Here is a 21,981-nt window from a genome sequence, read left to right on the forward strand (position 1 = left end):
GCGCGGCCGAGCCGCCACGGGGATCAGGAGTCACCGTGGTACCCGGCCGCGTTCGCCGTTTCCGCCCCGGCCACCCGGCGCCCGTCACCCGCCCCCGCGTCCCGCCGCCCGCCGCCCGCCGCCCGCCGCCAAGAAGGGGACCCTCCGAGACCCTCCGCGCGCGCCGTCGGCAGGGCCCCGCGGCATCCCGGTAGCGTCGGGATCCGCCCGTGCGGACTTCCGAGGTGATGGCGTGGAGCGGACGGACGGCCCGAGCGGGGCCGGGGATACCGGGAAGGGCCCGGCGCGTCCCGGGCGTCGGGCGGTCCTGGGGCTCGCCGCCGCCGCGCTCGTGCCCTGGCCCGGCAGCACGACGGCGGCCCGTGCCCACGCGGCTGCCGGCCCGGCTGCCGGGGCGGCCGTGCGCCGTGCGCGCACGGGCTGCGGGCTCGACGTGAAGGCCGAGAACGCGCTGCCCGGCTCCCCCGACTGGCGGATCACCCGGGCCGGCCCGGCCCGGGCCGTCGAGGGTTTCGCCGAGCGCGTCAGCGTCTGCTCCGGAGAGTCGTTCGGTCTGCGGGTGTCGACGACGGCCGCCTCCTACACCGTCTCGGCGTACCGGATGGGCTGGTACGGAGGGGCCAGGGCCCGACTGGTGTGGCGCTCGCCCGCCCTGCCGGGCCTGCGGCAGCCGCCGGCCCGGCTCGACCCGGCCACGCGGATGGTCCGCGCCGACTGGCGCCGGACCGCGGAAGTGGACACGTCCGGCTGGCCGGAAGGCAGTTACCTGCTGCGCCTGGACGCCGCGGACGGAGCGGGTCAGCGGTTCGTGCCCGTCACCGTCCGGTCCTCCTCGGCGGACGGCCGTACGGTGGTGGTCAATTCGGTCGCCACCTGGCAGGCCTACAACCGGTGGGGCGGCACCGACCTCTACACGGGACCGACGAAGAAGAACGGGTCGCGGTCCCTCCAGGTCACCTTCGACCGCCCCTACAAGAACCGGCAGGGCGCCGGTCAGTTCATGGTCTACGAGGCACCCGCGATCGCGCTGGCCGAGCGCCTGGGCCTGCCGCTGGCCTACGCCACTGGCGTGGACGTGGCCCGCGACCCGGAGTTCCTGACGGGAGCGGCCTGCGTGGTCTCGCTGGGCCACGACGAGTACTGGAGCCCCGAGCAGCGCCGGCACGTGACGCGGGCCCGCGACGCGGGCACGAACCTGGCCGTCCTCGGCGCCAACTGCTGCTACCGCCGCGTCCGTTTCGAGGATTCGCCGCTGGGGCCGGACCGCGTCGTGGTCTGCTACAAGGACGACTACGCCCGGGACCCGGGCCACCTGCGGGGGTCGCCGCCCACGAACGGTTTCCGGAGCGAGCCCGCGCCCGACCCGGAGAGCGCCCTCCTCGGCGTGCTCTACGCCGGCTATCCGGTCGACGCCCCCTACGTGGTGACGCACCCGGAGCACTGGATCCTGGCGGGGACCGGGGCGCGGGCGGGAGATTCGTTCCCCCACCTGGTGGGAGTCGAGTTCGACCGGGTGAACACGGCGTTCCCGACGCCCCGGCCCATCGAGGTCCTCGCGCATTCGCCGGTGGTGTGCAAGGGCCGGCGCTCGTACGCGGACACCGCGTACCTGTCGCTTCCGGGCGGGGCCGCGGTCTTCGCGACGGGCACCATGCGCTGGGTCGAGGCACTCGACGCGAGCGGTCCCGCGGGCGGCAAGGCCAACCACGGCCTGGACGCGCGCGCCGGGCGGTTCACCCGCACCGTCACCGCCAACGTCCTGACCGCGTTCGCGCGGGGGCCGGCCGGGCGCACCGCACCCGCGCGGGACAATCTGACCACCCACTACGGGGACACGGCCGCGGCTCCCGGCGCGTAGTACCCCGCCCGCGCGCACACCGGCGGTACCGTCGCGCTCTGCACCTTTCGGCACTATTTCCGGGGATGTGCGTTGCGTCGACTCACCGTTGCCCTCACCCTGCTGGCCACCCTCGCCTCGGGCTCCTACGCGGGCTCCCAGGCGGTCTCCGCCGAACGCGGAGCGCACGCCGGCGGACGGGGTACGAACATCCTCGTCGTCGGCATCGACAGCCGGGCGGGCCTGTCCGCCGCCGAGAAGCGGCGTCTGCACGTGGGCGGCAAGGGCTGCAACTGCACCGATGTGATGATGCTCGTCCACCTCTCGCAGGACGCGCGACGCGCGAGCATCGTCTCCATTCCCCGCGACTCCTACGTCCAGTACGCCGATCCGGCGGCCCCGCCGGCCGCCCCCGGCCCCGCCCGCCTCGGGAAGATCAACGGGGCGTTCGCGCTCGGCGCCGGCCCGCTCAGCGTACGGACCGTCGAAAAGGCCACCGGGCTGCGCATCGACCACTACCTGGAGACCGGGTTCACCGGGTTCGAGCAGGCCGTCAACGACCTCGGCGGCGCACCCGTGTGCACGGACAAGGCCCTCCAGGACGAGGGCTCCGGACTCGACATCGCCGCGGGCGTCCACCGCCTCGACGGCAACGGAGCGCTGCGCTACGCCCGGGCCCGGCACATCACCAACCGCCCCGGGGACCTGGGCCGCGTCCGCCGCCAGCAGCGCCTGGTGAACGAGCTGCTCGCCCGCCTCACCGCCGAGGGCGCCCTGGCCCACCCGGTCGCCGCGCTCCGCACGGCCCGGACCCTGCTGAGGTCGGTGCGCACCGACGGGCGGACGGGGCTGACCGACCTGGTCCGCATCGGCCTGGCCCTGGGCCGGCTGCGGCCGGCGGACACCGAGTTCGCCACCGTCCCGATCCGCCTCTTCGACCACCGCGTGCCCGGGGTGGGTTCCACCCTGGTGTGGGACGAGGCCCGCTCCGCCGCTCTGTGGGACGCCCTGGGCGCGGACCGCCCCATCACCGGCGACCCCCGTATCCAGCCCGTTCCGGAAACCCCGGCCGGGACGAATCCCGCCGGGATCGCGGTGCGCGTGGACGACGCGGCCGTCGCGAAGGCGCTGCGCAGCAGCGGCTTCCCGGTCACGGACACCTCGCCGTCCGCGCCGGCCGTACGGCCGCAGGGGCCGCCGGTGATCAGCCACGCTCCCGGCCGGGAGGCGGATGCGGCCACGCTCGCGGCCGCGCTGCCCGGCGCCCGGCTGCGGGCCGTCGCCGACCACGACAAGTCCTTCGACGTCGCCGTGGGCACCCGGCCCGTCGTGGTCAAGACCGTCACCTACGACCGCAACACGGTCGACGGCGCCCCGGTGACCGCCGGCGCCTTGCGCTGTCCCGGCCCGGCGGGGTCGCCCGTCCCTTAGCCTGACCGGATGGACGGTCTTGACGGAGTGGAGATCATCGCCTTCCCTGACGGCGAGGCGTTCGAGAACTGGCTCGCCGAGCACCACGGGCGCCGCGAGGGCGTGTGGGTCAAGGTGGCGAAGAAGAAGTCCGGCATCCCGACCGTCACCGACGACGAGCTGGTCGACATCGGGCTGTGCTACGGCTGGATCTCCGGGCAGCGGCGCTCGCTCGACGAGCACCACTACCTCCAGAAGTACGTGCCGCGCCGCCCCAGGAGCCTGTGGTCGCAGGTCAATGTCGACAAGGTCGCGGCGCTGACGGCGGCGGGGCGGATGCGCGAACCGGGGCTGGCCGAGGTGCGCAGGGCACAGGCGGACGGGCGGTGGACGGCAGCCTACGAGTCGCAGCGGACGGCGGCCGTACCGCCCGACCTCGCGGCCGGGCTCGACGCCCGCCCCGGGGCGAAGCGGGCGTTCGAGGCGCTCGACAAGTCCGCGCGCTACCAGGTGATCCTGCCGCTGCTCCAGGCCCTCACGCCCGAGACCCGGCGGGCCCGGCTCGACCGGGCCCTGAGCCGGCTGGCGGTCGGCGAGGTCCCCGACTGACCGGTCCGCGGGACGCGCCCCGGCTCAGGGCTGGGCCAGCCGCTGGTAGAGCCCGCCGATCTCGCCCTGGTCCGCGATCAGCGGGAGCGTGTCGAAGTAGACCTCCCACTCGCCCCGGGGGCCGAACCGCTCGATGATCCCGAAGGAGACCTCCGGGCCCTTGGTCTCCGTGCCGTCGTCCGCGACCTCGGTCGGGGTCACCGTGCCGTGCCATTCCACGTACGTGGTCTCGCTGCCGAAGGCGGCCTGGCCCGACTTCAGCCGGACGTCCGCGCGGGCGAAGAGCCTCTGGAGGTAGGCGGTCTTGCCGGCCGCGGTGGTCAGGGGGCCGACCAGGCCCGGGCCGGTCAGCCGGGCGCTGCCCATCCGCCCGGTCAGCGCGGACACGTCCTCGCCGTTCCAGGCGGCCAGCCGGTCGGCGATCTCCTCCGCCCGGAAGCGCTCCGGGGCCCGGCCCGCGGTCGCGGGGCCGGCGTCGGCGACGCCCTCGAAGAGGGGGCGCAGTTCGGGGGCGATGGGCCGGAAGATCTCGTAGCGGTCGTAGTAGCGGCGGGCCTGGATGGTCTTGCCGTCGTCGGAGAGCACGTTGCGGGCGATCTGGGGGTAGCTCACCTCGTGCCCCTTGACCGTGACCGCGTTGCGCTGGCCGAACATCATCACCGCGCCGTCGGCCACCACGTCGGTGCCCGTGTACCGCAGGTCGGGGGCGAGCCGGAGGGAGCCGGTGATCGAGTTGCCGATCGTGGTGCGGCCGCGCTGCACGCCGCCGCCCGCCTCCCAGAGGGTCGCCTCCTCGTCGAAGATGTCGAGGTAGGCGCGGACCCGCGGGTGGGTGAGCTCGCCGGGCTGCGGCGGGGTCCCGGTGGGCATCTCGCCGAAGGCGATCTGGCGCTTCATGAACGCGCAGGCGTTCGGGGTGATCCGGCCCTCCAGCCGCTCGACCTTGTCCCGTACCTCGGCGCACGTGCTCCGCGGCGAGCCGGCCAGGTCCGAGCCGGGGTTCGCGGCGGCCGTCACCGTACCGAGGGACAGCGCGGCGGCGAGCCCGGCCACCGCAGCCGTGAGGCGGCCGGTTCGGCCCGCCGCGCCGCGCGTCCGCTCCGTACGCCCCTGCCCCTGCCCCTGCCCCTGCTGCTCAGCCATCATGTCGGCACTCCCCCTCGATCCCCCGTGTGGTCCGCGCCCTCGCCCGGACCGGGTGGAACCAACCCTGACGGGCGGCACGATGAAGATCGATTACCTGGCAGGTAATGCCGGCCGGATCGAGGGGACGAAAGCCGTCAGGCCCGGCTCCCCCGTGGGGAGCCGGGCCTGACGGGACGGGTCGGCGAGGGCCGCGGATCAGGAGCGCGAGCCGCCGGGCTGCTGGGCCTTGTCGGCCTTCGCCGCCTTCTCGGCCTGCATCTCCTTGATGCGGACGGCTTCCTTGCGGACCTCGGCCTGCGTGGCGCGCTCGCGCTGGAGCCACTCGGGAGACTCCTGCTTCAGCGCCTCGATCTGCTCGGTGGTGAGGGGCTCGGTGACCCCGCCGCGGGCGAGGCCCGCGATGGACACGCCCAGCTTGGCCGCGACCACCGGGCGGGGGTGCGGTCCGTTGCGCCGCAGGTCCTGCAGCCACTGGGGCGGGTCGGCCTGGAGCGCACTCAATTCACTGCGCGAGACGACACCCTCCCGGAACTCTGCGGGGGTGGCCTCGAGGTACACGCCCAGCTTCTTCGCCGCGGTCGCGGGCTTCATCGTCTGGGTGTTCTGGTGCGACGTCATGGTGTCAAGAGTATCGAGCGTGTGCGCTACCTCCGACCACGACCGGTTAACCTGGCGGGGTGACAGGCTCGGAAGTACCCCATTCGTTCCGTCTCGCCTATGTACCGGGCGTGACCCCCACCAAGTGGGTACGGATCTGGAACGAGCGGCTCCCCGACATCCCGCTGACCCTCGTCCAGGTGTCCCCCGCCGAGGCGTTCGGCACGTTGCGCGGCGGATCCGCCGACGCGGGTTTCGTCCGGCTGCCGGTCGACCGTACGGATCTCAGCGCCATCCCCCTCTACACCGAAACCACCGTGGTCGTGATCCCGAAGGACCACCTCGTGGCGGCGGTCGAGGAGATCACCACGGCGGACCTCGCCGACGAGATCGTCCTGCACCCCCTCGACGACACCCTCGACTGGGAGGAGCTGCCGGGCAAGCCCGCCTTCGAGCGGCCCGCCACGACGGCGGACGCCATCGAGCTGGTGGCCGCGGGCATCGGCGTGCTCGTCGTCCCGCAGTCCCTGGCCCGCCTGCACCACCGCAAGGACCTCACCTACCGGCCCGTCACGGACGCGCCCGAGTCGCGCGTCGCGCTGTCGTGGCCGCAGGCCGAGACCACCCCCGACCTCGTCGAGGAGTTCATCGGCATCGTCCGCGGCCGTACGGTCAACAGCACGCGCGGCCGCGGGCCGACGCCGCCGCAGCCGAAGGCCAAGCGGGCCGAGACCGGCGGGGCGGCGAAGCGGAAGCCGCAGGCGGGCGGCAAGTCCGGCGGCCGGACGGCCGGGAAGTCGGGGGGCAAGAACCCGCGCGGAGGCTCCGCGAGCCCCAAGGGCGCGAAGACCGCCAAGCGCGGGAAGCCGCCCCGCCGCCCGTAGGGCGTCGGCCCGGCGGGCCGTCCCACGCACTGAGAAGGAACGGCTCCGACGGCCTCGCGTGGCGGATCCGGGCGGCCTCGCGGTGTATTCAGGAGGGATGGATCTTCGGTCACCGCGCACGTCCCGGCAGCGCTCCCGGCAGGTGCGCCACGCAGAGCTCGCGGTTCCGTTCGTGCTGATCGCCCTCGTGACCGTGATCGACGTCCTGGCTCCGCCCGAGGTCCACCTCGGTCCGTTCCTGGTGGCCGCGCCCGCCGTCACGGCCTCGTTCCGCGGGCCCCGGATGACCGCGTTCGTCGGCCTGGTCGCCGTGCTCGCCCAGGCGGTGGTCGCGGCGACCCGCACCACCCTGACCGACCTGAACCACACATTCCAGATCATCGCCCTGATCATGATCTCGGTGTTCGTGACCCTCTTCGCCCACCTGCGCGAGGTGCACGAGAAGGAGCTGATGCAGCTGCGCTCGGTGGCCGAGACCGCCCAGCAGGTGGTCCTTCGGCCGCTGCGCGACCGGATCGGCCCGCTGCGCATGGCCTCCGTCTACCTGGCGGCCGCCGCCGAGGCCCAGATCGGCGGTGACCTGTACGCCGCCGCCCGTACGGCCACCAGCACCCGGCTGATCATCGGGGACGTCCGCGGCAAGGGCCTGGACGCGGTCGGGGAAGCCGCCCTGGTCCTCGGGGCGTTCCGGGCGGCCGCGCACCAAGAGGCCGATCTGCGGGGGCTGGTGAACTACCTGGAGGGGGCGGTCGCCCCTGACCTGTACGACGTCACAGGCCTGGACGAGGACGAGGACGCACTCGCGGGGCCGGGTGAGGACGAGGGCTTCACCACGGCGGCCGTCCTGGACATCCCCGACGACGAGCCCGTACTGCACCTCGTCAGCTGCGGCCATCCGCCGCCGCTGCTCCTGCTCCGCGACGGCCGGGCCACTCCCCTCGAAGTGACCCAGCCGGCGCCGCCGCTGGGCCTCGCCGGGCTCGTGGACGGCGCGGTCACCGCCCAGACCTTCGAGTTCGCGGCGGGGGACGTCCTGCTCCTGTACACGGACGGTGTTCTGGAGGCGCGCGACCGGGCAGGGGACTTCTACCCCCTCACGGAGCGCGTGGCCGCCTGGACCGGCCTGCACCCCCAGGCCGTCCTGGACCACCTGTGCGCCGATCTGCTGGCCCACGTGGTCGGCAGCACCCTCGGCGACGACGCGGCGATGGTGGCGATCGAGCGCCTTCCGCGCACGTAGCGCTTCCGGCGTTTGCCAGAATCGGATCATGCTGAGACTCGGAACGATCGTCATGGGCGCCGCCGACGTGCGGCGGGCCGCGGAATTCTGGGGCCGGGCGCTGGGGTACGTACCGCGCGACGGCGAGGCGGACGAGCGCTGGACCGTCCTGGTCCCCGCCGACGGCGGCGGGCCCGACCTTGCCCTCGGCCGCAGCGTTACGCCCGTACAGGAACGGCCGCGCGTCCACCTCGACCTGTACGCGGCGGACGCCGCGGAGCAGCGGGCGGAGGTGGCGCGGCTGGTGGCGCTGGGCGCCGAACGGGTCGACTGGGACTCCTACCCCGAGGACCCCGATTTCGTGGTCCTGGCCGACACCGAGGGCAACCGCTTCTGCGTCATCGACGCCACGCACGGCTGAGCCTTAACACCTGCCTTTCGCTTCCTTAAGCGGAACCTAAGCCTCTCAAACGCCGCCCCCAAACGAACGAATGTCCGTTTCGGGGCGGCTAGCGTGCTCCCGCACCCCCAACTCCCCGGTAACACAGAGGCAGGCACGCGATGGGCAGCACAGGCGGACACCGGCGCAGGACGAGCCGTACGGCGAAGGTCACGGGAGCGATCGTCGCGGCGGCGGTGATCGGCGGCGCGGCGTTCGCGTTCACCGGTACCGCCCATGCCGGCTCGGTCGGCGCCGTGTACACGAAGTCCAGCTCGTGGAGCGGCGGTTACACCGGCCAGTACGTCATCACCAACAACACCGGCCAGGTGCGGGCGGATTGGACGCTGCAGTTCGACCTGCAGGCGGGCACGAAGATCGACTCCCTGTGGAACGGCACCCACACGGTCGAGGGCCGGCGCGTGACCGTGAAGCCCGCGAGCTGGAACCGGGAGCTGGCGGCGGGTGCCTCCGTCACCGTCGGGTTCGTCGCGAGCGGCGGCGCCGGCGCTCCGGGCGACCCGACCAAGTGCGTGATCAACGGCCTCAAGTGCTCGGTGGACCAGGGCGCGACGGCGCAGCCCAGCGGCCGTCCCACCGCCCGCCCCACCGCCACCGCCACGCCGGCCCCGACCGCGCCCACCACCTCCGCGGCGCCGACGAAGACCTCGGCCCCCTCCCCCACGTCCCCGACCACCCCTCCCCCCACCAGTGGCGGCGGCGCCGGAGCGCGCTTCGCACCGTACGTGGACACCTCGCTGTACCCGGCGTACGACCTCGTGGACACGGCGGCCAAGACCGGCGTGAAGGAGTTCCACCTCGCCTTCATCACCTCCGGCGGCGGCTGCGCCCCACTGTGGGGCGGGGTCACGGACCTCGCGGGCGACAGGGTCGCCTCGCAGATCGGCGCGCTGCGCGCGAAGGGCGGGGACGTCCGGGTCTCCTTCGGCGGTGCCGCCGGGCACGAGCTGGCTCTGAACTGCGCGACCGTCGAGGAGCTGGCGGCCGCGTACGGGAAGGTCATCGACCAGTACCGGCTCACGAAGGTCGACTTCGACATCGAGGGCGCGGCCCTGCCGGACACGGCGGCCAACGCGCGCCGGGCCCAGGCCATCGCCCGCCTGCAGAAGTCCCACCCCGGCCTGGACGTGGCGTTCACCCTCCCGGTGATGCCGGAGGGCCTGACCCAGCCGGGCGTGGCGCTGCTGGCCGACGCGAGGAAGAACGGCGTACGCGTCGACTCGGTCAACATCATGGCGATGGACTACGGGCCGGCGTACAGCGGGGACATGGGCCAGTACGCGATCCAGGCGGCGACCGCGACGCAGGCGCAGCTCAAGGGGGTCCTCGGGCTGTCGGACGCGGCGGCGTGGAAGGCGGTGGCCGTCACGCCGATGATCGGCGTCAACGACGTCACGAGCGAGGTCTTCACGGTCTCGGACGCGGCGCAGCTGGTGGACTTCGCGGCGTCGAAGGGCATCGGCCGCCTGGCGATGTGGTCGGCGACCCGCGACAAGCAGTGCGCGGCGGGCGCGGTGGCGTACGCGGACGCCACGTGCAGCTCGGTCCTCCAGCAGCCGCTCGCCTTCACGAAGGCGTTCTCGGCCCTCAAGTAGCCGGCGGAGCCCCGGTCGCCCGCCGCGACCGGGGCTGCGCGTCACCCCTTGGCGGGCTGCACCTTCGCGAACCATTCGGCGGCCTCGGCCTCGTCGAGTACCCGGTCCAGCACCAGGTCGCCCGGCATGCCGGGGAAGAAGCGCCCGGCCGGCCAGCCGCGGCGGTAGGGCGGAGGGTCGAGGACGAGCAGGCGGGCGCCGTCGACGACGGGGATGTCGGACGGGGTGCCCTCGTTGAAGATCCAGGCGCCGTCCGGGCCGGCCAGGTTGAAGGAGCCCTGCGTCGGGACCTGCCCGGGCGCGTCCCGGCACACGGCGACCTCTTGGGCCGACGGGGCGTCACCTGGTACGTGCTGCCCGCCGATGAGCACGCCCGCGAGCAGGGTGTGCAGCTGGAAGTTGTCGCCGATTCCGGTCATGCGCAGGACGTATCCGGTGCCCGTTTCACGGTGCAGGACGACGAGCGGCTCGTCGTCCAGGACGCGCAGTGCGTAGGTGAGGCACTTGAACTCGTGACCGGAGGCCTCGGTGACCCGCTCCGCGAGGGCGAGGAGTTCCGCCGTGCCCGCGGATTCCCGGCGTACGGACCGGTGGCCCAGCATGGCGACGCACGCCATCTCCCACTGGGGCAGGGTGAACCAGCCGATGGCCGGCTCCTCGCCCGTCCGCCCGATGATCTCGTCGGTGAGCTCGTCATCGGGCTCGGGCAGCTCACCGCCGCCCGTCTCCGCCCAGCGGGCGCAGAAGTCGGCGGCGGCCTCGAACCCCGCCCGGGCCCCGGCGAAGATCGCGGGCGCGCACGCCGACGGGTCCGCGCCCCGTTCGACGCAGGCCCCGGTGACCACCGCGACCGCGGCCCGCGGCCCCTGGGGCACGGACGGGAGCAGTGCCGCCAGCCGCGGTCCCGCCTCCCGGAACTCGGCGTCACCCGCCTTCTCGGCCGCCTGGTAGAGCTGTGCGAACGCCCGCTCCGCCGCCTCGCCGTCCCGCGCGCCCGCGGCCTTCTCGAAGTCGCCCACGGCGGCCAGGAACTTCTTCTTTCCGAATATCATCCGCACATACTGCAGCACGGTCCGGTCGGGCGAATGCCCAGGTCATCCCGCATGTCCGGACCGGCTCGCGCCCGCGACGAGACGGGGCAGGTCGCGCATGTCGCGGAACACGACGGTGCCCGCTCCTTCGAGCCGTTCGGCCGGGGTCAGACCGCCGGCGTAGCCGAAGGCCCGCATGCCCGCGGCGCGCGCGGCCTGCACGCCGGGGCGGCTGTCCTCGACGACCGCGCAGGCCGCCGGGTCGACGCCCATCCGCCGGGCCGCGTACAGGAAGAGGTCGGGGGCGGGCTTGCCGCGGGCGACCTCGGTCGCGCTGTGGATGCGGCCCGCGAAGCGCCCGTAGAGCCCGGTGCGGCCGAGGGTGTGGCGCATCTTCTCGTGGGAGCCGCTGGAGGCCACGCAGGTCGGCAGGGTGAGGGCGTCGAGCGCCTCGGGCAGGCCGTCCACCGGGGACAGGCCCTCGTCCACCGCCTCGCGGTGGAGCTGCTCGAACCGCCCCGACCAGACGGCCGCCGTGTCCTCGCCGAGCCGTGCGGCGATCTGCTCGTGGATGGAGGCGCTGGAGCGTCCGATGAACCGCTCGACGACCTCCTGCTCGGTGAGCGGCCATCCCAACTCCGCACCCAGGACCACCTGTACGCGTGCGGCTATGCGCTCACTGTCGACGAGCACCCCGTCGCAGTCGAATATCACCAGCTCGATGGGCTTGATCATCCGCGCAGCATAAGGCCGGACCCCAAGTGCCACCGTAGGTAGCGAGAGGGACACGGGCTGTGGCATCAGGCGCATATCAGCCGGGCGGTCGGCCGAATTGCCGATGAGCGGGCGGGTGGGGGGCTGGGAAGCTCATTCACGGGTTCTGGTCCGATTTGCGCCGATTCATCCGAGATAGGAGCCGCGCCCATGCTCGTCCTCGACTCCTCCCGCGCGGACACCGCGCTCGCCCGCCGCGCCGCCGCCCGTTTCCTGCGGACCCACTGCCCGTGGGTCGACGCGGACGACGTCCTGCTCGTCGTCAGCGAGCTGCTCGGGAACGCGGTGCGGCACACCGACGACGGCCGGTGGCGCCTGCGGATGAGCTGCCGGCCGCAGGCCCTCGTGGTCGAGGTGTACGACCGCAGCAGCGCCCGGCCCGTTCCGCGCGCCGGAGACCCCGACAACGGCGGCGGGTTCGGCTGGGGCATCGCCGAGCAGCTGACCTCGTCCCTGACCGTCCACCCCCACACGGCCGGCAAGTCCGTACGCGCCGAGTGGTGCGCGGCGGAGCAGGCCGGCGGGCGGCCGCTGTCAACGCCCCTCGCCGCCGCTTGAGTCGGCGCCCCCCTTCCCACATGCTGAGAGGATCCCGATCCCATCCGGCCTGGACCGAGCGGTTCGCGCCATTGTGGCCGGTAGATCAACTCTGGGCCGGGTTACCCGGGTTACGGTCCCGCCATGCCTTCGAACACACGAACCACCGCCGCGCCCGCCCCCAGTCGCCGCACCCTGCTGCGCACCGCCGTGGCGGGCACGGCGGTAGCCGGTGCGGGCCTGGCCCTCGGAACGGCCTCTCCCGCCTCCGCCGCCTCCTGGGAGGCGGAGAGCACCGAGCGCGTCACCACGCCCGCGCAGGCGCTGCGCCGACTGGCGGCGGGCAACGAGCGCTGGCGCACGCTGCGCCAGGAACACCCCCACGAGTCCGCGTACTTGCGGCGCCGGCTCGTCGAGGGCCAGCACCCCTTCGCGATCGTGCTGGGCTGCGTCGACTCGCGGGTTCCCCCGGAGCTGGTCTTCGACCAGGGTCTGGGCGACCTGCTGACGGTCCGCTCGGCCGGCGAGGTGCTGGACGAGGCGGTGCTCGGGAGCATCGCGTACGGGGTTCTGGAGCTGAACGTGCCGCTGGTTCTCGTCCTGGCGCACCAGTCGTGCGGGGCCGTCGGCGCCGCCGTCCACGCCGAGGAGAGCGGCGAACAGCTCCCGGCGCACATCCAGTACCTGGCCGATCAGATACGACCGTCCATCGACCACAGCCAGCACGGGGACGCCCGCGTCGACGCCACGATCAACGCGCACGTGCGAAGCGTGCGCCGCAGACTGGCCGCCGAACCCGATATCGCCGCGAAGGTGGCCTCGGGCCAACTGGCCGTGGTCGCCGCCCGCTACGAGCTGCGCGACCAGCGCGTACGCACCCTGGCCTAGGCACGGGTCCGGCTCGTCCCGGCCGTGGCACGGCCGGGACGAGCCGGGAGTCATGACATCAAGTGTCAGACGTTGACGCAGGTGTTGCCGGCGGCCGGGTTGAGCAGGCCGATCACGTTGATGCTGTTCCCGCACACGTTGATCGGCACGTGGACGGGCACCTGGACGAGGTTGCCCGACAGCACGCCCGGCGAGAGCGCCGCGACGCCCTCGGCGGTCGCGTCGGCCGAGGCCACGGACGCACCGCCGATGACCACCAGACCGGCCGCCAGGGCAAGGCCCGCGCTCTTCCACATACGCAGCATGTGACATCTCCTCGCAATGACTCAGCGGAGCCGGAGCTCCGCACGGCCCCGACCGGGGCCATCCCCCGTTCCTTCGGCAGCCGACGGCCGCGAGCCAGGGCCCGCGCGGCCCGGTTCCCCCGAAGAGGTGTCCCGTACACCTCCGTTCGGAGGTATCCGCGCCCGCGCCCTACGATGTGCCCATGAGCGAGGGCAGGCACCCGGCAGGTGCGCGGGATGCGCAGCGGCGGGATGACCGGCTGGAGGCCGCCGCGTCCGTGCTGGCCCTGCTCGCCGACCGCACCCGCCTCGCACTGCTCGACGAGCTCGGCCGGGGCGAAGCCGATGTCACCACCCTCACCGAGGCGTGCGGCGCGGCCCGGCCCTCCGTGAGCCAGCACCTCGCGAAGCTCCGCCTCGCCGGCCTGGTCACCGCCCGCAAGGACGGGCGGCGCGTCGTGTACGCCCTGCGCCACGGACACCTGCGCCGACTGGTCGACGAGGCGCTGAACGTCGCCGACCACGAGCTCGACTCCCTGCCTCCGCACGACTGAGGAGGTCGCCCCCCGATACGTGCATGGGTGCGCACATGTTGGCTACGATGGATCCGTCCCAGCGATCCGCCGACCAGGGACGGGGCCGCCGATGCTGTCCGTATGGCGCAACCGCACCTTCCGCCGCCTGTTCACCGCCCACGCCGTCGCCCTGGGCGGGACCGGACTCGCCACCGTGGCGCTGAGCCTGCTCGCCTACGACCTGGCCGGGGACCACGCCTCCGCGGTCCTCGGGACCGCGCTGGCGATCAAGATGGTCGCCTACGTCGCCATCGCCCCCGTGGCCTGCGCCGCGGCCCGCCGGGTCCCGCGCCGGACCCTGCTGGCCGCGACGGACCTGGTCCGCGCCGCGGTCGCGCTCGCCCTGCCGTTCGTGACCGAGATCTGGCAGGTCTACGCACTGGTCTTCCTCCTCCAGTCGGCGTCGGCGGTGTTCACGCCCGCCTTCCAGGCCGTCATCCCCGCGATCTTCCCCGCCGAAGGCGATTACACCCGGGCCCTGTCCACGACCAGGCTCGCCTACGACCTGGAGAGCCTGTTCAGCCCGGCCCTGGCCGCGGCCCTGCTGACCCTGGTCTCCTACGACTGGCTGTTCGCCGGAACGACGCTCGGCTTCCTCGCGTCCGCGGCCCTGATCGTGTCCACCGTGCTGCCCCGGCCGGTCCCGGCCGCCGAGCGGACGGCCGGTGTCCGTGCCGGGGCCTCGTCCGGCATCCGGCTGTTCCGGGACGTCCCGCGACTGCGGGCCCTGCTCGCCCTCCACCTCGCGGCGGCCGCCGCCGGAGCGATCGTGTTCGTGGACACCGTCGTCCTGGTCCGCGACCACCTCGGCCGGCCGGCGAGCGCCGTGTCCCTGGCCCTGGGCGCGTACGGGGGCGGCTCGATGCTCACCGCACTGCTCCTCCCCCGCCTGCTGCGCCGCTTCGCCGACCGGGCGGTGATGCTCCCGGCCGCCTTCGCGCTCCCGGTGGTCCTGGCCGGTGTCGCCGCGCTCACCGCGACCACCCCGGGCCCGTGGTCCTGGCCCGCCCTCCTGTCGGCCTGGGCGGCCGTCGGCGCCGGCTGTTCGGCCGTGCTGACCCCTGGCGGGCGGGTGGTCCGCGGCTGCGCCGCCGACGCCGAACTGCCCGCCGCCTTCGCCGCGCAGTTCTCGCTGTCCCACGGCTGCTGGCTGCTCACCTACCCCCTGGCCGGCTGGCTCGCCGCGGGCGCGGGCCTCCCCGTCACCGCCGCCGTCCTCGGCGTGATCTCCCTGGGCGCGGCCACGGCCGCACTCCTCATCTGGCCGCGGACCCCGTCACCCGTACCGGCCGTACACCAGCCCGCCTAGTGCTGTGGCCGGAAAGGTTTGCCGGGTCGCGGTGTCCGGTGCGGTGCATCGCAAGGCGGAGGGCCGCGGCTCGTACTGGACGTACTTGCGCGGTCCGACAACGCAGCGAGGTGCCGTGCCGGGCGCCGTGACCCGGTGAACCTTGCCGGTCACAGCACTAGACAGCAGCGCCCGCCTCGGCATCAGTCGTCGGGGCCGCTCCAGTCGAAGGGGATGTGCTTGCTGGACTGGCCTTCGCGGCTCCACTGGAAGCCGAACGCGTCGGCCCGGTCCGCCGTCGACCGGCCCCAGGTCACGACCTGGCCCGGCCCCACCTCGGAGCCCGGCACGTTCGTCGACTGGACCCGCGCGCCCTCCGGTGTGGTCGGCCCGCCGAGGGCCACGGCACTGGCCTCCACCCGGCCCGGAATCGCGGCCCTCCAGCCGCCGAGGTCCGCGTCGACCTCCATCTCGATCGGGGCGAAGTCCATGCCCCGCACCTCGGGCCCGAACGTGGCCAGGAACTGTGCGGGCCAGCCGCCTCCCTGGCCGCCGAAGATCGTCCCAAGGGCTTCCCGCTGGGCTCCGTCCGCGCGCTCGTCGATGAAGACGGCCGCGTACGCATCGGAGTGTTCGGCCCACGCGTTGCCGACGAAGGAACCGAGGATCAGCACGTTGAGCCCTGCCAGCGGCACGTCGCCGTAGCTCCCCTCATTGACGTGCCAGGCCATGACTCCGTCGCACTCCCCGAAGGTGGGCGGCTGCGCGAACTCGCAGGGGCAGGGAATATTGCACCTGCACGTGTCGAACCAGTCCCCGGTGACGTGCCATCTCGGAACGGTCGCTGTGGTCTCTGCCATGGTCCCGCCTCCTCAGGAGGTCCCTGTGCTCATTCTCCGCTCCTACCGGCGGGTCGACCAGGCCGGGCGGGCACGGGCCGCGGTTGTGTGCTGTGCTGGAGGTGTCCTCGCGCGTTCGGGAGGAGTGCCATGCCGCACGTCCGACTGGCGCCGCCGGCCCCCACGGGACCGGGCGTCCTCCTGCCGAGGCGCGAGCTGGCCTTCGCGTGGATCCTGCTGACCCTGCTCGCCGCACTGGCCTGGGCGGTGACGGTCGCGCAGTCCCGCGAGACGGGCTCGGGCTCCGGCACGATGGGCATGGCGCTGCCGCCGTTCCTGCTGCTGTGGGTGGTCATGATGGCGGCGATGATGCTGCCCTCGGTGGCGCCGGTCGCGGTGACCTGGGTGCGGGCCATCGGCCGTACGTCGGCGGGCCCGGTCCGGGCCGTCCGGACCACCTCGTTCCTCGTCGGCTACCTGCTGGCGTGGACGGCGTTCGGGCTGGTCGCGTACGGGCTGTTCGCCGCCACCGACCGGCTGCTCGACGGCAGTCCGGAGGCCGGCCGCTGGATCGGCGCGGGCGCCTTCCTGCTCGCGGCGGTGCAGCAGTTCGGGCCGCTGAAGTCGGTCTGCCTGCGGCACTGCCGGAGCCCGATGTTCCAGCTGCTGCGGTACTCCCGCTTCCGGCCGTGGGCCAAGGACCTGCGCGTGGGCGCGCACCACGGGACGTACTGCGTCGGCTGCTGCTGGGGGCTGATGATCGTCCTCATCCCGCTCGGAGTGATGAACGTGGCCGCCATGGCGGGGCTGTCCGCCGTGATCTTCCTGGAGAAGCTGTGGCGCCAGGGACCGTGGCTCGCCTGGGCGGTCGGCGCCGTGTTCCTGGTGCTGGCCGTGCTCGCACCCTTCCAGGAGTGGCTGCTCCCGGGCCTCCAGGCCCCGGATCCGTCGATGGACATGGAGCACATGGACATGCACCACATGGACCAGCTGCCGGGCACGGCATCGCACTGAGAGGACCGGAGACATGGCGAACAAGGCAGTGCTGGAGGGTGGACCGGGCGACCTGCCCGAGCGGATCGTCCCCGCCCCCACCCCCGGTGAAGACCTCAAGATCCAGCACCGCGGCGGCTACGAGCACTTCCGGAGCACGTCACGGACCCAGGACGGCCCCGAAGGCCAACTGCCCGTCTACGAGTGGTGGGAACGTACGGAAATCGCCGAGTGACCTTGACCGAATCGGAGCCTGTGGTCACGTGAGGGAGACGCTACGATCACGGCATGGTCACAGCCCGCACCCGCCCAGGCACGTCCTGGCTGCGCGGTGCCCTCGTGGCCGTCCTCACCGCACTGCTCTTCGCGGCGTTCCACTGCTCTTCCTATCCGCACGGCGACGGCCTCGGGCACACGGCCTTCACCGCCTCCGCCGGGCACGAGGAGCCCGCGCATTCCGAGCACGGTTCCGCCTGCGCCACACCCACGCTGACCCCGCAGTCCCAGGGCGGCACCCACAGCCCGGTGGGGGCGGAAGCCCCGCTCCCCGTCGCCGACGCCGTGTCCGTCTCCCCGGCGGGCCCGGCCGCGCCGCGCCGTGCGCACCTCTCACCGATAGACCGATCCGGCCGCTCCACGCTGACCAGCGTGTGTCGATGGCGCGTATAGGCAGCTCCTGTCCCGCGAGCACCTGACGCATCTTCGATTGAGAGCGGAAAAATGCATACATCGATCAACGACGTGACGACCCCTGCCCGCACGACCCTGTCGGGGCTGGTCGGCAACACGCCGCTGCTCCACGTGTCGGAGCCGCTGGCCCCGGCGGGACACGGCTTCTGGGCGAAGCTGGAGGGGTTCAACCCCGGCGGCATCAAGGACCGCCCCGGCCTGCACATGGTCGAACGGGCCCGCGCCCGCGGGGACCTGAAGCCCGGGGCCCGGATCATCGAGTCCACCAGCGGCACCCTCGGTCTGGGCCTCGCGCTCGCCGGCATGGTCTACGGGCACCCGGTCACCCTCGTCACCGACCCGGGCCTGGAGTCATCGATGACCCGGCTGCTGACGGCGTACGGAGCCCAGGTCAACGTGGTCTCCGAACCGCACGCCACCGGCGGCTGGCAGCAGGCCCGCCGCGACCGTGTCGCCCAGCTGCTGGCGCGGTACCCCGGCGCGTGGTGCCCCGACCAGTACAACAACCCCGACAACACCACCGCGTACACCCCGCTCGCCCTCGAACTGGCCACCGAGATGGGGCACATCGACGTCCTGGTGTGCAGCGTCGGCACCGGCGGGCACTCGGCGGGCGTCTCCCGCGTACTGCGGCAGCTCTACCCCGGCCTGACCCTGGTGGGTGTGGACACGGTGGGGTCGACCATCTTCGGCCAGCCCGCCCGGACCCGGCTGATGCGCGGGCTCGGGTCCAGCATCTACCCCCGCAACGTCGCCTACGAGCAGTTCTCCGAGGTGCACTGGGTGGCCCCGGCCGAGGCCGTCTGGACCTGCCGGCAGCTCGCGGCGTCCCACTACGCCACGGGCGGCTGGAGCGTCGGCGCGGTCGCGCTCGTCGCGGGCTGGCTGGCCCGGACCCTGCCCGCGGACACCCGGATCGCGGCGATCTTCCCCGACGGGCCCCAGCGCTACCTGAGCACCGTGTACGACGACGACTACTGCGCGGCCCACGGGCTGCTCGACGGGCCTCCGGCCGCCGAGCCCGACACGATCGGCCGGCTGGACGAGAAGGAGGTCACGCGCTGGACCCGGTGCGCCACGGTGGTCGACCCGCTCACCCTCAGCGCTGACGCGAACGGCCCGGAGGAGCGGGCCTGATGAAGGGCACCATCGCACAGGTCCGTACCTACGAGCGCAGCGTCCAGCTGCTGATGGTGAACCAGTTCACCATCAATCTGGGCTTCTACATGCTCATGCCCTATCTGGCCGCGCACCTCGCGGGGCCGCTGGGGCTCGCCGGCTGGACGATCGGGCTGATCCTCGGCGTACGCAACTTCAGCCAGCAGGGCATGTTCCTGATCGGCGGGACCCTCGCCGACCGGTTCGGCTACAAGCCGATGATCATCACCGGGCTGGTGCTGCGCACCGCCGGTTTCGCGACCCTCGGGCTGGTCGACTCCGTGCCCGCGCTCCTCGGCGCCTCCGCGGCGACCGGTCTGGCCGGGGCGCTGTTCAACCCGGCCACCCGGGCGTACCTGGCCGTGGACGCCGGTGAGCGCCGGGTCGAGGCCTTCGCCCTGTTCAACGTCTACTACCAGGCGGGCATCCTGCTGGGCCCGCTGGTGGGCCTGGTGCTGACGGGGGTCGACTTCCGCGTCACCTGCCTGGTCGCCGCCGGGATCTTCGCCGTGCTCAGCCTCGTGCAGATCCGGTCGCTGCCCGCCCGCCGGGGGGACGACGCCGGCGCCCGGCGGCCGGACGGCGGCCGGCCCGAGGGCGTGCTCGCCCAATGGCGCGGCATCCTCGCGAACCGCCCGTTCCTGCTCTTCTCCCTGGCCATGATCGGCTCGTACGTCATGACCTTCCAGGTCTACCTGGCGCTGCCGCTGGAGGTCCGGCGCCTCGGCGGCGAGGGCGCGGGCGGCACGGCCGCGGTGGCGGTGCTGTTCGCCGTGTCCGGGCTGAGCACGATCCTGTTCCAGACCAGGGTCACCGCCTGGTGCAAGGCCCGCATGGAGCCGGGCCGGGCGCTGGTCTGGGGGCTGCTGACGATGGCGGCGGCCTTCCTGCCGCTGCTGGCCGCGACGGCGGTGCCGGTGCCGGGCGGCGGGGCGGGGCTGTGGGTGCTGGCCGCGGCGCCCCCGGCGCTGGCCGCCCTGCTGCTCGCGCTGGGCACGATGATCGCGTACCCGTTCGAGATGGACACCATCGTCCGACTCTCGGGCGACCGCCTGGTGGCCACGCACTACGGGTTCTACAACACCCTCTGCGGGGTGGGCATCGCGCTCGGCAACCTGCTCACGGGCGCGGCGCTGGACGCGGCCCGGGCCGCCGGCGTCTCCGCGCTCCCGTGGCTGGCGCTGTTCGCCCTGGGCCTGGGGTGCGCCGCCGCGCTCTACGGGTTGCAGCGCAGCGGCCGCCTCGCGGCGCCCGGCGCCGCCGCGCGGCGCCGGGAGGTGGCCGTCTGATCTGACGCTGCTTCAGCTCTGCCGCCCCGGCGTGGGGGACGGGTCCCCGAGATCGGGCTCGTCGCGGATCGCCAGGGCGGCGGGGCCCGCACCCTCCAGCTCCAGGACGACGATCTCGTTGCGGCCCGGCCTCAGCAGCGGCCAGGGGAGGTAGAGCGAGCGCTGCGGGCCGCGCTCCCAGTAGCGGCCCAGGCAGAAGCCGTTGACCCAGACGTAGCCCTTGCTCCAGCCGGTCGGGGCGATCCAGCCGTCGGCGGGCGCGGCCACCTCGAACCAGCCCCGGTGGAAGACCGGGCCGCCGTCGGGCAGTGACGGGTCGGCGCCCTCGGTACGGCCCCAGGGCAGCCGGCCGACGGCGTCCGCCACGTCGATCGCGTGGGCCTCGTACCCGTGCACCCACTGCAGGGCGTGCCGGACGCCGCCCACGATGCCCTTGCGTTCGCCGAGCAGCGGGCCGTAGTTGGTCCGCCCCATGGACTCCACGAGGACGTCGACCGGGCGCCGCTCCCCCGGGACGGCCACCTCCAGCGCCGGACGGTCCTCGTCGAGGACGGCCGCGAACTTCCCGTCGAGGAACAGGTGCGCCCGGTCGGCGAGGCCGTCCAGGGTGAGCGGCAGCGGCGGGCGCGGGCCCGGCAGGACGGTGCGGTAGAGCACCAGGCCGTGGGTGAGGCCGAGTTGCTCGAAGGTGGGCGGCGTCGACACGGCCACCGGGTCCGGGCTCAGTACGTCGAGTACGTCGAACAGCCGCAGGGACTCGGTCAGCCGCACCCCGCCGGGCGGCAGCAGCGGCGCCGGGTCGGGGATCTCCGGGAGCGGCTCCTTCGCGTACCGGGCCAGCACCTCGCGGAAGCGGTGGAACTTCTGGGTGGCCGCGCCGCGCTCGTCGACCGGGGCGTCGTAGTCGTACGAGGTGACGGTGGGGGCGTGCGCTCCGGCGTGGTCCGGGCCGCCGCGGTTGGCTCCGGCCCAGGTCCCGAAGTTGGTGCCGCCGTGCGCCATGTAGACGTTCACCGAGGCGCCGGCGGCGAGCATCCGGTCCAGGACGTCGGCGGCGTCGGCCGCGTCCCGGGTGGTGTGGTGCTCGCCCCAGTGGTCGAACCAGCCGTTCCAGTACTCCATGCAGAACGGCGGGTCCTGGGGCCGGTGTGCGGCAAGCGCGGCGAAGGCGCCTTCGGGGTCGCTGCCGAAGTTCACCGTGGCGAGCACCCCGGGCAGGGTGCCGCCGGTGAGCATGTGGGCCTCCGGCCCGTCCGAGGTGAACAGCGGTACGTCGATGCCGCGCCGCCGCAGCCCGTCCGCGAGGTCCCGCAGGTAGGCCTGGTCCGAGCCGTAGGAGCCGTACTCGTTCTCGACCTGGACCATCAGGACGTTGCCGCCCCGCGTGATCTGGTGCTCGGCGATCAGCGGGACCAGTACGTCGAACCAGCGGTCGACCGCCTCCAGGTACGGCTCGTCCAGGCAGCGCAGCCGGACGTCGTCCCGGCCGGTGAGCCAGGCCGGCAGCCCGCCGTTCTCCCACTCGGCGCAGATGTACGGGCCCGGGCGGACGATGGCGTGCAGACCGGCCTCCGCCGCCCGGGTCAGGAACTCCCCCAGCGCCGGGAGGTCGTGGTGGACGCCCGGCTCGGGTTCGTGCAGGTTCCACGGGACGTAGGTCTCCACGCAGTTGAGGCCCATCGCGCGGAGCATCCGCAGCCGCTGCGGCCACTGCCCGGGCAGCACGCGGAAGTAGTGCAGCGCGCCGGAGAGCACCTGGTGGGGGCGCCCGTCGAGGAGGAAGCCGCTGGGAGTGACGTCGAACTGAGGCATCCGCGCTGCTCTCTTCGGTCCGTTTCGGCGAGAAGGCGGAAAGCACTTCCGTCGCGCCGAAATCTA

Annotated in this window: 23 protein-coding genes; 16 read left to right on the forward strand and 7 right to left on the reverse strand. The window is 73.5% G+C overall.

Annotation, left to right across the window (positions count from 1 at the left end):
- The first annotated feature begins 232 nt into the window (after positions 1–232).
- From AB0O21_RS06405 to AB0O21_RS06415, 3 genes are all read left to right on the forward strand, one after another.
- Positions 233–1,858 (forward strand): N,N-dimethylformamidase beta subunit family domain-containing protein, encoded by a 1,626-nt coding sequence (locus AB0O21_RS06405; protein WP_365166920.1) that lies wholly within the window; start codon positions 233–235, stop codon positions 1,856–1,858.
- Between the two features lie 72 nt (positions 1,859–1,930).
- Positions 1,931–3,268, forward strand: a complete 1,338-nt coding sequence (locus tag AB0O21_RS06410) for an LCP family protein (RefSeq protein ID WP_365166922.1) — start codon at positions 1,931–1,933, stop codon at positions 3,266–3,268.
- Between the two features lie 9 nt (positions 3,269–3,277).
- Entirely contained in the window at positions 3,278–3,856 is a 579-nt protein-coding gene (locus AB0O21_RS06415) for a YdeI/OmpD-associated family protein (protein WP_365166924.1), read from the forward strand.
- Between the two features lie 24 nt (positions 3,857–3,880).
- On the opposite strand, the gene AB0O21_RS06420 is transcribed toward AB0O21_RS06415, so the two are convergent.
- Positions 3,881–5,002, reverse strand: coding sequence for a hypothetical protein (locus AB0O21_RS06420; RefSeq protein WP_365166926.1), 1,122 nt, complete (start codon positions 5,000–5,002; stop codon positions 3,881–3,883).
- 195 nt (positions 5,003–5,197) lie between these two features.
- Complete coding sequence (locus AB0O21_RS06425; protein WP_365166928.1) at positions 5,198–5,620, reverse strand: DUF5997 family protein; 423 nt, start codon at positions 5,618–5,620, stop codon at positions 5,198–5,200.
- Between the two features lie 59 nt (positions 5,621–5,679).
- Between AB0O21_RS06425 and AB0O21_RS06430 the strand changes: the two genes are divergently transcribed.
- The 4 genes from AB0O21_RS06430 to AB0O21_RS06445 all read left to right on the forward strand — a co-directional run bounded on the left by AB0O21_RS06430 (position 5,680) and on the right by AB0O21_RS06445 (position 9,757).
- Positions 5,680–6,483: a LysR family transcriptional regulator substrate-binding protein gene (locus AB0O21_RS06430; protein WP_365166930.1), complete on the forward strand. Its 804-nt coding sequence runs from the start codon at positions 5,680–5,682 to the stop codon at positions 6,481–6,483.
- A 97-nt stretch (positions 6,484–6,580) separates the two neighbouring features.
- Positions 6,581–7,723, forward strand: a complete 1,143-nt coding sequence (locus AB0O21_RS06435; RefSeq protein WP_365166932.1) for a PP2C family protein-serine/threonine phosphatase — start codon at positions 6,581–6,583, stop codon at positions 7,721–7,723.
- 28 nt (positions 7,724–7,751) lie between these two features.
- Positions 7,752–8,123: a VOC family protein gene (locus AB0O21_RS06440; protein WP_365166934.1), complete on the forward strand. Its 372-nt coding sequence runs from the start codon at positions 7,752–7,754 to the stop codon at positions 8,121–8,123.
- A 140-nt stretch (positions 8,124–8,263) separates the two neighbouring features.
- Positions 8,264–9,757, forward strand: a complete 1,494-nt coding sequence (locus AB0O21_RS06445; protein WP_365166936.1) for a cellulose binding domain-containing protein — start codon at positions 8,264–8,266, stop codon at positions 9,755–9,757.
- Between the two features lie 41 nt (positions 9,758–9,798).
- On the opposite strand, the gene AB0O21_RS06450 is transcribed toward AB0O21_RS06445, so the two are convergent.
- Positions 9,799–10,809: a hypothetical protein gene (locus AB0O21_RS06450; protein WP_365166938.1), complete on the reverse strand. Its 1,011-nt coding sequence runs from the start codon at positions 10,807–10,809 to the stop codon at positions 9,799–9,801.
- Positions 10,810–10,851: 42 nt separating this feature from the next.
- The gene (locus AB0O21_RS06455) at positions 10,852–11,523 is read right to left on the reverse strand and encodes an HAD family hydrolase (RefSeq protein ID WP_365166940.1); all 672 of its coding nucleotides are present in this window, start codon (positions 11,521–11,523) and stop codon (positions 10,852–10,854) included.
- 189 nt (positions 11,524–11,712) lie between these two features.
- Here AB0O21_RS06455 and AB0O21_RS06460 point away from each other — a divergent pair, with 189 nt between their 5' ends.
- Together AB0O21_RS06460 and AB0O21_RS06465 are read left to right on the forward strand one after the other, a co-directional pair.
- A complete protein-coding gene (locus tag AB0O21_RS06460; protein ID WP_365166942.1) occupies positions 11,713–12,120 on the forward strand; it encodes an ATP-binding protein in 408 nt (135 codons plus the stop codon).
- Between the two features lie 123 nt (positions 12,121–12,243).
- Complete coding sequence (locus tag AB0O21_RS06465; protein WP_365166943.1) at positions 12,244–12,987, forward strand: carbonic anhydrase; 744 nt, start codon at positions 12,244–12,246, stop codon at positions 12,985–12,987.
- Between the two features lie 65 nt (positions 12,988–13,052).
- On the opposite strand, the gene AB0O21_RS06470 is transcribed toward AB0O21_RS06465, so the two are convergent.
- Complete coding sequence (locus AB0O21_RS06470; protein ID WP_365166945.1) at positions 13,053–13,292, reverse strand: chaplin; 240 nt, start codon at positions 13,290–13,292, stop codon at positions 13,053–13,055.
- A 182-nt stretch (positions 13,293–13,474) separates the two neighbouring features.
- On the opposite strand from AB0O21_RS06470, the gene AB0O21_RS06475 reads away from it, so the two are divergent.
- Together AB0O21_RS06475 and AB0O21_RS06480 are read left to right on the forward strand one after the other, a co-directional pair.
- Positions 13,475–13,825 carry a metalloregulator ArsR/SmtB family transcription factor gene (locus tag AB0O21_RS06475; protein WP_365166947.1) on the forward strand — a complete coding sequence of 117 codons (351 nt, stop codon included), beginning with the start codon at positions 13,475–13,477 and terminating at the stop codon, positions 13,823–13,825.
- Positions 13,826–13,916: 91 nt separating this feature from the next.
- Positions 13,917–15,155, forward strand: a complete 1,239-nt coding sequence (locus AB0O21_RS06480) for an MFS transporter (RefSeq protein ID WP_365166949.1) — start codon at positions 13,917–13,919, stop codon at positions 15,153–15,155.
- A 182-nt stretch (positions 15,156–15,337) separates the two neighbouring features.
- On the opposite strand, the gene AB0O21_RS06485 is transcribed toward AB0O21_RS06480, so the two are convergent.
- Positions 15,338–15,994, reverse strand: a complete 657-nt coding sequence (locus tag AB0O21_RS06485) for a DUF1326 domain-containing protein (protein WP_365166951.1) — start codon at positions 15,992–15,994, stop codon at positions 15,338–15,340.
- Positions 15,995–16,123: 129 nt separating this feature from the next.
- Here AB0O21_RS06485 and AB0O21_RS06490 point away from each other — a divergent pair, with 129 nt between their 5' ends.
- Genes AB0O21_RS06490 through AB0O21_RS06510 form a run of 5 tightly spaced genes read left to right on the forward strand, consistent with a single transcriptional unit; the run spans position 16,124 to position 20,103 of the window.
- Positions 16,124–16,987 (forward strand): DUF2182 domain-containing protein, encoded by an 864-nt coding sequence (locus AB0O21_RS06490; RefSeq protein WP_365166953.1) that lies wholly within the window; start codon positions 16,124–16,126, stop codon positions 16,985–16,987.
- Positions 16,988–17,000: 13 nt separating this feature from the next.
- Positions 17,001–17,201, forward strand: coding sequence for a DUF5988 family protein (locus AB0O21_RS06495; RefSeq protein ID WP_365166955.1), 201 nt, complete (start codon positions 17,001–17,003; stop codon positions 17,199–17,201).
- A gap of 53 nt (positions 17,202–17,254) precedes the next feature.
- Positions 17,255–17,635: a hypothetical protein gene (locus AB0O21_RS06500; protein WP_365166957.1), complete on the forward strand. Its 381-nt coding sequence runs from the start codon at positions 17,255–17,257 to the stop codon at positions 17,633–17,635.
- Between the two features lie 51 nt (positions 17,636–17,686).
- On the forward strand, positions 17,687–18,793 hold the full coding sequence (locus tag AB0O21_RS06505; protein WP_365166959.1) for a PLP-dependent cysteine synthase family protein: 1,107 nt from the start codon (positions 17,687–17,689) through the stop codon (positions 18,791–18,793).
- Positions 18,793–20,103 (forward strand): MFS transporter, encoded by a 1,311-nt coding sequence (locus AB0O21_RS06510; protein ID WP_365166961.1) that lies wholly within the window; start codon positions 18,793–18,795, stop codon positions 20,101–20,103. The genes AB0O21_RS06505 and AB0O21_RS06510 overlap by 1 nt, the downstream gene beginning before the upstream one ends.
- A gap of 12 nt (positions 20,104–20,115) precedes the next feature.
- Here the strand turns inward: AB0O21_RS06510 and AB0O21_RS06515 are convergent, their stop codons facing one another.
- Positions 20,116–21,915: a beta-galactosidase family protein gene (locus AB0O21_RS06515; RefSeq protein ID WP_365166963.1), complete on the reverse strand. Its 1,800-nt coding sequence runs from the start codon at positions 21,913–21,915 to the stop codon at positions 20,116–20,118.
- Between the last annotated feature and the right edge of the window lie 66 nt (positions 21,916–21,981).

It is taken from the genome of Streptomyces sp. NPDC091371 (assembly GCF_040684275.1).
Lineage (GTDB): Bacteria > Actinomycetota > Actinomycetes > Streptomycetales > Streptomycetaceae > Streptomyces.